Source organism: Massilibacteroides vaginae (assembly GCF_900178525.1).
Lineage (GTDB): Bacteria > Bacteroidota > Bacteroidia > Bacteroidales > Tannerellaceae > Massilibacteroides > Massilibacteroides vaginae.
On sequence record NZ_FXDJ01000009.1, the window covers coordinates 65,331 to 79,782 of the forward strand.

The window sequence follows — 14,452 nt, forward strand, 5'->3', positions numbered from 1 at the left end:
GTTATAAATTGATATTTTTTAATCTTAATGCGTTTAATATAACGCAAACTGAACTTAAACTCATCGCAATGGCCGCAATCATAGGAGATAGTAGTATTCCAAAAAGCGGATACAAAATACCGGCAGCAATCGGAATACCCAATACGTTGTAAATAAATGCAAAAAACAAATTCTGCTTTATGTTTTTCATGGTTGCATGACTTAACTTTTTAGCTTTTACAATCCCTTGTAAATCTCCTTTCAGCAACGTTATTGAAGCACTTTCTATCGCTACATCTGTTCCGGTACCCATCGCTATGCCAATGTCAGACTGAGCCAGAGCCGGTGCATCGTTTATACCGTCTCCGGCCATAGCGACCACCTTGCCCTCTTTTTGTAACCGGTGTATTTCATCCAATTTATCTCCGGGCAAACATTGAGCTTTATAATCAGTTAAACCTAATTCGTCCGCAACCGCTTTTGCCGTGAGTTCATTATCTCCGGTTAACATGATAACTTGAACATTTTGTTTTAAAAGCATTTGTATTGCATTCGAGCTTGTTTTCTTAATGGCATCGGTTATACAGATATAGCCTGCTATTTCAGTATTAACCGCAAGATATGATACGGTTTTACCCATACCCTGTTCATGCTTGACCTCTCTTTCTACAGACTCAGGAATTTGAACATTGATTTGTTCCATCAACTGCTTATTCCCTAATGCCAATTTGTTATTTGCAATATATCCGATAACGCCTTTGCCCGAAACAGCCTCAAAATTAGAGATACTATCTGTTTTTGACTTAACTGATTTTCCATATTCAACAACAGCTTTTGCCAACGGATGTTCACTATATTGATTAATTGAAGCACTATAGTATGCCACATCCTCCTCAGTGTAGCTTCCAAATGGTTTTACTTTACCTACAGTAGGCTTACCTTCTGTTATTGTACCTGTTTTATCTACGATGAGAACGTTTACTTTATCAAATCTCTCCAATGCTGCGGCATCTTTAATCAGAACTCCGTTTTGAGCACCTTTGCCTATACCGACCATTACAGACATGGGTGTTGCAAGTCCTAAAGCACAAGGACAAGCAATTATCAGTACAGCAAGTGCATTACTAAATGCAAATACATATGCCGGAACCGGCCCCCAAATTATCCACACGGCAAAAGTGAGTAAAGCAACAGCGATAACAACAGGAACGAATACTCGAGAGATTCTATCCGCTAACTTTTGGATAGGTGCTTTTGAACGACTTGCATTCTCAACCATTGTTATAATCTGAGATAGAATAGTTTCGCTTCCTACCTTTTCTGCTATCATTGTAAATGAACTTGTGCCGTTTATTGTGCCGGAAGTAACTGTATCCCCTTTTATTTTATCCACAGGTATTGGTTCGCCGGAAATCATTGACTCATCAATACTGCCTGTGCCTTCCAATACATATCCGTCAACAGGGATTTTATCCCCGGGTTTTACACGTAAAACATCACCTTTTTTTATTTCACTGATTGGTATTGATCTATCCTCTCCATTAATTACCAATGTCGATTCGGTTGGAGCCAATTTTAAAAGTTCTCTCAATGCAGTGTTTGTTCTGCTATGCGCTTTAGCTTCTAAAAGTTGCCCCAATAAAACTAAGGTAAGTATAACCGTTACCGCTTCGAAATATAGAAATACCTGCCCGTTATGCCCTCTAAATTGTTCGGGAAATATGGACGGAAATAATAACGCTACTATGCTATATATAAATGCTGCTCCCGTACCTATACCTATCAGAGTAAACATGTTTAGATTCATTGTTCTGATTGAAGTCCATGCCCTCTGAAAAAACATCCAAGTTGCGTAGAATACAACAGGAATTGAAAGTGCAAACTGTAATTTACTTGAAATAGCAGGTGAAATTATTTTTGAAACAGGATTTCCGGGTATCATTTCAAGCATTGCCAATACAAATACAGGGATGGTAAAAAGTAAGGCTACTTTAAACTTTTTCAATAAATCTTGGTATCCAGAGTCATTGTCTTGTGCCTGTACGGGAACTAAATCCATACCACAAATAGGACAGCTTCCCGGTTCAGGTTTAATAATTTCCGGGTGCATCGGGCATGTGTACTCACTTACTGTAATTACAGGCTGCTTTATCAAATCCATACCGCAAACAGGACAACTTCCAAACTTATCGTAAGTTTTATCCCCTTCGCAATACATAGGACAGTAATATATTCCTTTATCTCTATCGACCTTCGACGATTTAATACTTGCCGAGCCACAGCAACCCGAATGATTTTTATGTTCATTTCCTTTGATTTCCTCAATTGTGTAACTGCCAATTTCGGATAATGCTTTTTGAAATGTTTGAGTAGGGATATGCTTGTCCATCGTAATGATAGCCTCAGGAGGGGTTAAGGTTACAACGGCCTTAACACCCTCTAAGCTATTCAATGCTTTTTCTACTTTACTTAGGCAACCGTTACATGTCATGTTGCCGATTTTATATTTATGTGTCATAACCTATCGGTATTTGCAGCAATCAGGTAAGGCGTTGTAAGTTGCTTGGTCTGCTTTGTATTTATCGGTGTCGTGACCAACTTTAGCCATAGCCTTACTGATAGCGTCTATTGATGTTTTCGATGATTCAAAATTAACATGTAACTGTTTAGCATTTTGATCCCAAGTTGCAGTGGTAACTCCGGCAATTGCCTTTGCTGCTGTTTCAATTCGTTCCTTACACATTTCACAACTGCCGTTTACATTTATCGCAGCGTGTTCTGTCTTAGCACTACTCTTGCTTGAAGTTCCACCTGACATGTCATGTCCTTCATGCCCAGTCATTGGTTGTGATACTTCATTGTTCATCATACTTTTTTTGCCTTCAAGTTGTGCGCTTGCATCAATAGAGAATACTCCGTTTGTAACTATTCTTTCACCTTCTGTTAAACCGTCTAATACGACATACGAATCGCCCAGTGACGGCCCGAGTTCAATTTCACGCAGTTTGAAAATAGGGGAATTGCTATTCGCCTGTTTAACGTAAACAATTGAGCGTTTCCCTGTCCAAAGTATAGCTGTTTTTGGAATCACAATTTCATTCTTCAATTGTTTTAGCGGAGCATTTACTATCGCGCTTGCATACATTTCGGGCTTCAATTCCATCCCGGGATTTGATGTTTCTACTCTGACTTTTGCCGTACGTGTAGTTTTATCTATAATAGGGTCAATAAAGGATATGTTGCCAGAAAACTTTTTGCCCGGAATAGCCTGTAGGGTAAATTCGAGCTTGTCGCCAACCTTAAGAAATGGCAGGTCTACTTCATAAGCATCGAACATTGCCCACACTCTTGATAAATTTGCGATGTCAAATAATACACTTCCGGCTGTAATATAATCTCCCTGACTAACTTTCTTCGAAATAACAATACCGCTTGTATTTGCCTTAATATCAATATTCGGCGATACATTACCCGATGTTTCGATTTTAGAAATCTGCTCATCTGTTAATTTCCACAACCTTAACTTTTCTTTTGCAGCTTCAACTAATCTCGGCTGAGTTTCTTTCAGTTTAACTGCCTCCAACAATTCTTGTTGAGCATTTAGCAGGTCGGGAGAGTAAATGGTTGCAATGGTTGCACCCTGTCTTACACTTTCTCCTGTAAAGTCAACATACAATTTTTCAATACGCCCTCCGACATGTGCCGTTTGTGATTGAAGACTTCGTTCATCAGGCTGGATTGTTCCGTACAAAGACACTTCTTTAATCGGCCTTTCTCGGCTCACTACAGAAGTTTGAACATTAGCAAGTGCCGCAGCTTCCTCTGATAGTTCTATTGCTCCATCATCAGCTATATCACTTGAACCGCCTGTTCTTAACGGAATTAAATCCATTGCACAAATAGGACATTTACCGGGTTTGTCTTGTTTTATCTGTGGGTGCATCGAGCATGTCCAAACTTGGTTCTCTACAACTTCTTTATGTTCGCTTTCATCATGTCCACTTGATGAGCCTCCAAAAATGAGCCACCCAACGAACAGTCCTATCAAAAGCACTAAAGCATATCTTAAATATTTGCTTTTGAATATATTTTTGATCTTTTCCATAATTATTCTTTTTCTGTATTTGATATTAATCTTTGTAATGATGCAATCATAGTATTATACTCAGCAATTGCTTCCGATTGTTTCAATTGATAATCAAGAAGCTGTCGTTGAACTTGCATAACATTTGTCAAATCGCTTTTACCTGAAATAAATTCCTGTATAATGATGTTATAAGTTGTTTGAGCAAGTTCCGTTTGCTTAATATAAAGCTCAATTTTTCTATCTGCATCGTTGATTTGATGTTTAACAGTGTAATACTGAGCTTCCAACTCCTTCTGTGTGTTAGCGTACTTTTCCTGACTTGATTGCCAATACAGCATACTTTCCTTTTGTTGTGCGTTGTATTTTTTTCTGAATATTGGTAGGGTTACCGATACCATAGGCATTATCATGTCTTTCCCATTCATATGTGTGATGGGAAGTCCCATACCATCATCCATTCTTTTATTAATCATGGTATAGTTAATACCAACACCAAACATCGGATAGCTCATCTTCTTATCCATTTCGCCTTTTGCTTTGTATGCTAACGATTCTTCTGTAATCATTTTCAGCATCGGATTATTATCCATAATGTTTTCTAATGTACTTTCTTCATTATCATAAACAAATGGTAGTTTTTCAAATCTATCTGGTATAACAACACTTTCATTAGCAGGTCGACTTAGAAGAGAATTAAACTTAGCTTTAGCTGCTATCATTTCAGAATTGATGCTTTTGATATTATTATCTAACTCAGCGATTTCCAACTGTATTCTTAATACATCGGACATGCCAGAGGAGGCTCCCCCCATGCCGCCACCACCAGCAGACATACTCGCAGTGGTAGTCTGAGCAGCTTGTCCGCCTCCCATGCCCATTCCACCCATTCCTCCTGATGAGTTTGCGGCAACAGGTGTGGTTGAAGCAGAAGGAGTAGAAGCAGCTTTTGATGATGCTCCTGTATTTGAACTTGAGAATCTGCGTAAAGCCAACTCTTCGAGATGTGTCAAGATATCTTTATTAGCTTGCGTATTTACCAAACGTTGTTTAAGATTACATAAAACAAACCATTGATTATAAATTTCGAAATATAGATTATCTCGAGTTTCTCTAAACTTCTCGTATGCCATTTTTGACATATGTTGAGCCTCCGTTCTTGCAGCTTTTCGTGTACCAAACCAAGGAAACATTTGCATCAACTTAAAATCGGCTACTTGTTTACCATCAATAATATCCATCGGTTGTAGAAAAAAACCTATTTCCAATTGTGGATCTGCAAATGCACCGGCTTGAGGTATTTTTTGAAGCGAAGCCTCATATACGGCAAATTCTGATTTCAACAAATGATTGTTATACGCTGCAATCCTCAAATAGTGCTGCAATGAATCAGCTTCCTGAGCATGGATGGTATTTGCACTAACTATTAATGCAAGCACTAAAATATATTTATTAAATATTATCCGAAGCATAATCATTATTATTTTCTGTGATTTCTTTTTTCTTTTCTCTCTTAATTGCCGATTCCCTCCACCAGCACTGAAATACCGGAACCACAAACATGGTCATGGATTGAATAAGCATACCTCCGAAGGTAGGAATTGCCATCGGAACCATTATCTCTGCTCCCTTGCCTTGAGCCGTTAGAACAGGTAATAAGGCTATCAATGATGCAGCTGTTGTCATAGCTGCGGGACGTACCCTTTTGAGTCCTGCGAATACCACAGCTTCTCTGATAGCCTCCTTGGTTTTTGGGTCTCTTTCAATAAATGTATCATGTATATATGTTCCCATCAACACTCCGTCATCCGTTGCAACGCCAAACAGAGCAATAAATCCGACCCATACGGCAACACTTAGATTTATGGGGTGCATTTGGAATAAATCCCGCATATTGGTTCCTGCCACTGCAAAGTTCATAAACCAATCCTGACCGTATAGCCATAAAAAAATAAATCCTCCCGAAAATGCAACAAAAACTCCTGAAAAGTGGATAAGTGATGCGGTAACTGTTCTGAACTGAAAGTAAAGAACTAAGAGTACCATCATTAGCACCAAAGGAACAATTATCATTAAACGATTTGTTGCACGTTCTTGCTGCTCATAGTTACCTGCAAACTTATAGTTTACTGCTTCCGGTAGTTTTAATTCGCCTGAAGCTATTTTCTCCGAAAGAATTTTATCAGCTTCCTTTACCACATCAACTTCTGCCTTGCCCTGTAATTTGTCAAATATCACATAGCCCACTAAAAACGTATTCTCGCTTTGAATCATTTGTGCGCCCTTGGTGTAAATTATGTCGGCAAGGTCATTAAGCGGTACCTGAGCACCCGTAGCAGTTGGAACAAGCAACTTGCCTAATTCTTCCGGACTGTCTCTCAATTCCCTTGCATAACGTAAACGTACAGGGAAACGCTCTCTGCCTTCAACTGTTGTTGTTAGACTCATTCCTCCTACAGCCGCAGATAATATCTCTTGTAAATCACCGACATTAACGCCGTATCTTGCCATATTTCTTCTATTGAGCTTAATTTCAAGATAAGGGGCACCTACTGCTCTGTCGTAAAAAACGGAAGAGCTGACTACGGATGGTACTCCTTTAAGCACTTGCTCTATGGCTTTTCCTCCTTCCTCAATCGACTCCAAATCCGGGCCGTAAACTTTTACTCCCATTGGTGCTCTCATTCCTGTTGAAAGCATTACAAGGCGAGCTTCAATTGGTTGCAACTTAGGTGCCGAGGTTAGTCCCGGCATGTGAGTTACATTCACAATTTCCTGCCATATATCATCCGTATTCCTTATATTAGGCCTCCATTGCCTGTAATAATCACCTCTTTTATCTTTAACCAAACTATCGACAGGTATTAATCTAAATCCGTCTTTTGGATTATAGGTATTTCCGCTTATCAGCAAGTATTCTCCTTTTGAGTTTGTCTTAAACCTTTGCCTCTGCCCGTCCTCATTAAGAGCGTATTCAGGTCTATAGTTAATCGTATTTTCAAACATTTGTATGGGAGCAGGGTCTAAGGCAGAGTTAACTCGCCCCCACTTACCGACTGCTGTTTCCACTTCTGGAATTTTAGCTAAACGTTTATCTAATAGCTCAATGAACTCTAAATTTTGCTCAATCCCTGTATGTGGCATACTTGTAGGCATCAATAAAAACGAGCCTTCATTTAGACTGGGCATAAACTCCTGACCAATGCCCGGAAATTTTTCGCTTGCTGCTTCCCAAAATGCTGTTTTTCTAAATTCTTTCCAACCTACAGATTCAAAGCCTGTAGCTACAAAGCCAAAAACTCGGTTAAATCCAATCCAAATAACTAATCCAAAAACTACCACAGTTATTGGCAACATCATAAATTTGAATCTGTTTGCCAAACACCATCGTAGAATTTTTTCGTAAAAAACTACAATCGTCCACATTAACCCCATTACCACAGCTATGGCCAATGATACAAATACGATATTGACAAACATTCCTTTTTCGGGGCCTAAAGGTAGCCACGATTGAGCCAAAATATATGTAACGATAACCAGTGCAATGCCAATATTGATATAGTTGCTTAGATTTTTATTTTTCCACTTATGTGCAAATAAATTGTTTGCTCCAAGAGCGATTAAGCCTATCGCAAGTATATTACCATAAACAATTAAAAAGACTAAACCGGCAGCAATCAGAATATAATTCAGTACTTTTCTGATTTTGGCAGAATTAATTTTGAACGAAAAAACGAAATAAGCAAGCGTTGGAAGTATTATCAATCCCAATACAAATGAAAAACCGAGAGTAAAGGTTTTTGTATAAGCTAAAGGAGCAAACAATTTACCTTCCTGTGCTTCCATTGCAAAAACGGGTAAGAAGCTCACAATAGTAGTCATCATAGCAACAGTTAATGCTCCTGACACTTCCCCAATAGCCTTTTTGATTAGTTGAAGTAATGGCTTCCCTTTCTTGGCATCTTTATTTTCAGGCATTTCCATATGCCGGATAATGTTTTCGACAAAGACTGTCCCCACATCAACCATTACCCCGATTGCAATTGCAATACCTGATAGTGCAACAATATTTGCACTTATGCCTGTATATTTCATCAGGATAAATGTGGCTAATACAGCTATCGGCAGTAAACTGGCAATGATGACTGAGGCTCGAAGGTTGAGAACCAATACTATGATTACAATAATACAAATAAGTATTTCTTCCATTAAGGAGCTTTCAAGCGTTCCTATTGTCTCTTTAATGATACCTGTACGGTCATAAAACGGAACAACGGTTACTTTAGAAACTGTACCATCCTCAAGAGTCTTTTGAGGTAATCCGGCTTCCATCTCTTTTATCTTTTCCTTAACGTTATTGATTACTTCTAATGGATTTGAACCATAACGTGCTACAACAACGCCTCCGACTGCTTCCACACCTTCTTTATCCAAACCGCCTCTGCGCGGTGCCGGCCCGAGTGTTACAAAAGCGACATCTTTTATCTTTACAGGAACTCCATTCCGAACAGTGACTACCGCTTCTTCAAGATCAGACACATTTTTAATATACCCAAGACCACGTATAAGATATTCTACTTTGTTTATTTCTACAGTTTCGGCTCCAATGTCAAGGTTGCTCTTTTGTACGGCATTCATTATATCCATTGTAGACACATTGAATGAGCGCATAGCATTAGGATCTATTTCTACTTGGTACTCTTTGACAAAACCTCCAACCGAGGCCACTTCCGAAACGCCCTTAGCTCCCGCAAGAGAGTACTTTACATAGAAATCTTGTATAGTTCGAAGCTCATCGGGATCCCATCCTCCGGCAGGTTTACCTGTTTCGGGATTTCGACCTTCAAGAGTATACCAGTAAATTTGACCTAAAGCTGTAGCGTCCGGCCCTAAACTTGGTTGTACTCCTTCCGGTAAAGTTCCAGATGGCAGAGAATTTAATTTTTCCAGTATCCTTGACCGACTCCAGTAAAATTCAATGTCATCGTCAAAAATGATATAAATAAATGACATGCCGAACATGGAACTGCTTCGGATTGTTTTTACCCCTGGGATGCCTAATAATGAGGTAGTCAATGGATAAGTTATTTGATCTTGTATATCCTTTGGTGAACGCCCCATCCATTCGGTGGCAACAATTTGTTGATTATCCCCAATATCGGGAATAGCGTCAACTGCAACCGGATTACTTGGTATAATCCCGCCATGCCAACTGAATGGGGCAGTTGAAATGCCCCAAACAATTATTATGACCAGCAATAATATTGCAACTAATCGGTTGTCTAAAAAATAATCTACTATTTTCTTTAACATGATTCTTATTCGTTAGTTTTTCCTACAACGTTTCCGCATGTAAGCATTTTATTTCCAAAATAAGGGTTCTTAATTTCTTTTTCAAGACTTAACCAATTGGCTCCTTTGTTGTTTAGAGCCATTGAACAGTGTGCAATATATATACCAGCTTTAGATTCTTTTGCTAAAAGAATATACTCCTCGCTTATCTCAGATAAAACAACTCGAGCAGTATCAATGTTCTTTGCAGAGTAAATCTCTTTCGACAATTGTTTGATTTTATCATTATTTGCAGTTTTTTCAATTGCTTTTGCTTCTGATTTTACAGACTCAAAGTCGGAACGGACAAAAGCATCTTTGAGTTTGAAATATTCAACAAAAAGGGCTGATTTAGTATGATCCGCATGATTGTGTTCTGTTAGATTACCTTGCTTATGGGCTGAATGATCTCCATCTTTAGGACATGATGCTTCCTTATGTTTTTGGTTATTAGAACAGCATGACGATGAATTTTCTTTGTGCTCGGAATGAGAAGATTGAGCAAATGATTTTGCGCTGAATAGAGTAGAGAACAGGACTATACCTGTTATAATTATAATATTTTTCATTTTATCGAATTTTAATATGTTACAAATTATACAATAGAAATAGAACTCACATGAATCAACTTAATGTTAATTCAAAGAGTTAAATCGAGGTATAATTAATAAATCAAATTCGATATACGCAAATAAAGGCAAGCCTGTCCAAGACTTTTCTGAACAGAGTTCCAACAGGGATGAATCCCTCATCCTTTAAATCCGCACTGTGATCGGAAGTAATAAGCAAGTGTTGTTGTACAATAACAAACGCACTTATTATACTGAAATTGGAATGAACTTGTTGTGCTTGATAATTATCTGTAGATAGAACAACAGTATTATCATTGCAACATCCTGCTTTGTGTATGCCTTCGGCAGGCAATTCACCACAGCACTTTGTATCCTGAGGAGTTTGAATAGCGATTGAACTTAATTCGCCTTGGCAATAATGAAAATAGAGCACTGGTTGCACAGCTATAAGCAGTGTCAACAAAATCAGTGATATGAATGCTATTCTTTTCATTTTAAGTCAAAATGTCCAGTAAATATATTTCAGACAATTATCCTGCAAATGTCGGAAATATTTCCGGATATGCTTTATACTATTTCTCGTTTATTTTATATATTTTACAACTTCGTCGTTTTTAGATTAAAATCATGCTTTTTAGATTTCATCTAAAGCCTTACGGCTATTGGGTTGTATCTCTTTGAACTGACTCGGAGAAATGTTTGTAATTTTTTTAAACTGACTACTTAAATGTGCAACACTTGAATAATTTAGTTGGTCTGCAATCTCACTCAAGGTCAATTCTCCATATTCCAATAATTCTTTTACTTTTTCTATTTTTTGAGCAATGAAGTACTTCTCAATTGTTGTAGTTTCAACTTCTGAAAAAATATTGCTCAAATAATTGTATTCAAAATGAAGTTTTTCTTGCAGATAATCCGACAAATTTGTTTTGAGAATACAATTCTTGTTATAAATTAAATCAATAATTATAGCCTTTATTTGCTGAGTTGTTTGACTTTTTTTATCAATAACCAAAGCAAAGCCTAATTTTTGAAGTGCCAAATCAATTTTTTCTAAACTAATGAAGTCCAATTCATCAGCAAACTCCACAACTCCTAATTTTACAGAAGTTGGAGAAAATCCTAACTTTTCTAACTCTTTATTTACAACCATTATGCAACGATTGCAAACCATATTTTTCACAAACAATTTATACATTGAAATTTTTTATAGCAAAGTTATTACTAATTTACATCAGATAATAGTTTTAAATCTGTTAGAAAATAATTTTCACGCCAAAATCAGAAAATAATTTCAAAAAATAATACTGGAGTAAGGGGTGTTGCTTTTGTATAAACATTATAGGCACTATTTTGATTAGACAAACGGTAGCTGTATTTAACGTTATTTGTATTGAAAACATTAAGAACAGAAGCACCTGTCTGAATCCTTATTTTTTTTAACTGCAACTTGTATGTAAGAGATAAATCCAAACGGTTATACGGAGGTTCATTAGAAGTATCCGAATGTTGATGCCCATTTCCATGCTGCTGCTCTTCATCACCTTGCCCATGCCCATGCCCGCTTGTGGACAAGTAAGGGAATCCGGAACCATAGACATAAGTTGCGGAAAAGTGGAACGATTTTAATGTATATATCGCTCCTAACTTTACTTCATGCGCTGTATATTCTTGCGGATTGGCTGAATTGATAAAAGAGTATGAGCCAAAAGCAGTAAGTCTGTTCCATTCTTTTTTAGCATATACATCGACACCCCAAACTGTATTGTCAAATGAAGAAACAACATTGTCGATAAAATATAATTGATTTCGATTTTTCTTTACATAACCTTCGGTACTAAAAAGCCAGCCGTTTTTACTGTATGCAAGCCCGGCTAAATAGTGTGTCGATGAGAGATATGTACTATCCGACAAGTTCCAAATCATCTGATAGCTTCCTTGACGATATTGATAGGGAATGCGTGTTAGAAATTGATTGTACAATCCGAAGGAAGCCGTAGCTGTCAGTTCGTCGGTAAGTGAATAGCTTGCTGATAATCGCGGCTGAATGTGTATTTTTTTGTCAGGTACTAAATCGGCTCTCAATCCTGCCTTTAGTGATAATTTCCCCAGCAATATATTATCTGTAATGTATAATGAAGGGTTATTTATTTGTGTTTGCCTATCGTTAAATTCACTTGTATAGTTTTGCCATTGTCCACCTATTTGTATTTTTTGCCTTTCGCCTAAATTGAAATTATGTTCCAGTTTTGCTGAGATTTCTTGTATTGAGTTTTTGATATTAAACACATCCAGAGGCGTTGCTTGGTTATTGGTAATACCAGTAACATTATCTACGGTAGCATCGAGTTTTGAATATGAAATTAGGAGCTTACTGTTACTACCACTATTCCATATCCTATTATATCCTGTTGATGCACCATATTGCCTGTTTTTTTCGGTAGCATTTACCTCATACTCCTGCTGTTTTACATAAAACTTGAAATGGTCGTCCGCTCCATACAAGCTAAGGTGGTAGCGGTCATTACCGAATGCTTTTCCTGCATATTTGAGGTTCAAATCACGAAAATCGTAATTGGGCTTAATATATGTTCCCGATTGAGTTTGTGTACCATGATTTCCATTTGAACCGTTTACATCTTCATTATTATAGAGGTTGTAAAATGTTTGACGATAGGCTACCGACAGGGCAGAGGTTTTCTTTATTGGAATCGAAGTGTAAATATTCGCTGTATAGTTACTGACATTTAACTTTACTGATGGTTTAGAAAAATCGCCTTCATTTCCTGTTATTTCGGCTATTGCTCCGATACGATTACCCGATGAAGCATCATATCCTCCTTTTTGCAAACGAATATCTTTTGCCAAATAAGGGTTAACGGAACCTATCTGGTCGTTGAAACTTTTCATCCCGAAAATGGTAAAACCATCATAGGTTAAACGGCTTTCTCCCCAATTACTTCCCCAAACAAAAAGATCTTCCGATGGTTCTCCCGAAGCACGCACTCCGGGCAGCATACGCAAGAGGGTGAAAACTGAATTATCAGCACTTCCGGGCATATATCGTGCTATTTGATGATTTATTCTCATCTCGCCCGAAGTCTTTCCCGATTGCATCAACATGGCTGTTGATGAAGGTTGGACAACAACTTCTTGCATTGTAAATACCTTAGCTGATAAACTAAGTTTATGGTTACCTACTATCAATGTAGTATCAAGCGGTTCAAATCCCATATATTGTGTTTGAATCCGTGTGGGTTGATTTGTTTCTTGGATAATTGAGAAATACCCTGATTCGTTGGTGATTACCGTCCCCTTAATTGTTTGAATATACGCATAAGGTAAAGGCTCTCCTGACACCATATCATATAAGACTCCAGAGATAGTATATTTTTTAGGTATGACTGGTGTGTGTGTATTCTCGATTTCTGCTTTGGGCGAATAAGTAATAACATAGACATTACCTCTTTTTCGCATCGTCAGAGGTTTGTCCTTTATTAAATAACTTATAGCTTCTTCAGGTGTATTAAAAGTTTTTGAAACAGAAATAATATATTTTGATAATGCCTCATCATCGAACGAGATTTCTACATTCAATGAGTTCAGAACTGTATTTAGTGGCTTTTCAGATACAACTAACCGCAACCCTTGTGAAAAAGTTGCGGTAACGGATGTAAATAGTATAGCTATTAAAAGAAGCCCCTTTTTCACTTTTTTATATTGAATGTTATACCAAATGGCTCTCCGATTATATCCAAAATTTCTTGTGCATCTTTTTCTTTTGAGAAATTTCCTGAGTAAAGATAGTTTAATTTTGAAGTTGTTGTTACATGAATATCATACTGTCTTTCAATTTCTTCAATTACATCAGGCAAAGGTACTCCTATGAAACAGAATTTATTCTCTCTCCAACCTATTACCTGTTCCGACTTGGATATTTGAGATACATTCAATTTACCTTTATTAAGAACCGCCTCCATATTAGGCGTAAGGATCGTTTTCTCTTGATTTGAAATTACTTCAACTTTTCCGGCAAGACAAGTTACGTTATATTTATCGGTACGAGAGAATATATTGAAACTTGTTCCTAATACATGAACACTATTATTATTGGAATAAACACTGAACCGACTTCCTTTTTCAACTTCAAAATAAGCTTCTCCTGACAATTCAATATCTCGTGAGATGTACCACCACAATGGTTTATATGCAAGTTTACTTTCTGCATTCATTTCTACCTTTGATCCGTCTGGTAAAATGACTGTTTTATGCACTCCTCTATCTGAAATTTCATTCGTAGAATAAAAATAAGCGAATGAAGTAAGAACTGCAAAAAGTATTACTGATGCAGCAGAATAATACGAGAACAATTTTAATTTACGCCCTTTCTTTTTTCCTTTTTTTAATGTGGAAAACTTTTCAAGCCAAATATCCTCACTTGATTTATCCCACTGTGGGTCTATTTGTATATCATCTATTTTCATAT

The 14,452-nt window shown here is 37.3% G+C and carries 9 protein-coding genes; all 9 read right to left on the bottom strand.

Annotation, left to right across the window (positions count from 1 at the left end; genetic code table 11):
- Nucleotide 1: 1 nt before the first annotated feature.
- Complete coding sequence (locus tag B9Y81_RS08745; RefSeq protein ID WP_085536642.1) at nt 2–2,497, bottom strand: heavy metal translocating P-type ATPase; 2,496 nt, start codon at nt 2,495–2,497, stop codon at nt 2–4.
- Between the two features lie 3 nt (nt 2,498–2,500).
- Nucleotides 2,501–4,084, bottom strand: coding sequence for an efflux RND transporter periplasmic adaptor subunit (locus B9Y81_RS08750; protein WP_085536643.1), 1,584 nt, complete (start codon nt 4,082–4,084; stop codon nt 2,501–2,503).
- A 2-nt stretch (nt 4,085–4,086) separates the two neighbouring features.
- Entirely contained in the window at nt 4,087–5,541 is a 1,455-nt protein-coding gene (locus tag B9Y81_RS08755; RefSeq protein WP_085536644.1) for a TolC family protein, read from the bottom strand.
- Nucleotides 5,516–9,376, bottom strand: a complete 3,861-nt coding sequence (locus B9Y81_RS08760) for an efflux RND transporter permease subunit (RefSeq protein WP_085536645.1) — start codon at nt 9,374–9,376, stop codon at nt 5,516–5,518. Before B9Y81_RS08760 ends, B9Y81_RS08755 begins: the two co-directional genes overlap by 26 nt.
- Nucleotides 9,377–9,381: 5 nt before the next feature.
- Nucleotides 9,382–9,963 (bottom strand): DUF3347 domain-containing protein, encoded by a 582-nt coding sequence (locus B9Y81_RS08765; protein WP_085536646.1) that lies wholly within the window; start codon nt 9,961–9,963, stop codon nt 9,382–9,384.
- A 103-nt stretch (nt 9,964–10,066) separates the two neighbouring features.
- On the bottom strand, nt 10,067–10,459 hold the full coding sequence (locus B9Y81_RS08770; protein ID WP_085536647.1) for an HYC_CC_PP family protein: 393 nt from the start codon (nt 10,457–10,459) through the stop codon (nt 10,067–10,069).
- Nucleotides 10,460–10,600: 141 nt separating this feature from the next.
- Nucleotides 10,601–11,119, bottom strand: a complete 519-nt coding sequence (locus tag B9Y81_RS08775) for a helix-turn-helix domain-containing protein (protein WP_245832426.1) — start codon at nt 11,117–11,119, stop codon at nt 10,601–10,603.
- A gap of 128 nt (nt 11,120–11,247) precedes the next feature.
- Complete coding sequence (locus tag B9Y81_RS08780) at nt 11,248–13,677, bottom strand: TonB-dependent receptor (RefSeq protein WP_085536649.1); 2,430 nt, start codon at nt 13,675–13,677, stop codon at nt 11,248–11,250.
- On the bottom strand, nt 13,674–14,450 hold the full coding sequence (locus tag B9Y81_RS08785; RefSeq protein WP_085536650.1) for a FecR family protein: 777 nt from the start codon (nt 14,448–14,450) through the stop codon (nt 13,674–13,676). The genes B9Y81_RS08780 and B9Y81_RS08785 overlap by 4 nt, the downstream gene beginning before the upstream one ends.
- Between the last annotated feature and the right edge of the window lie 2 nt (nt 14,451–14,452).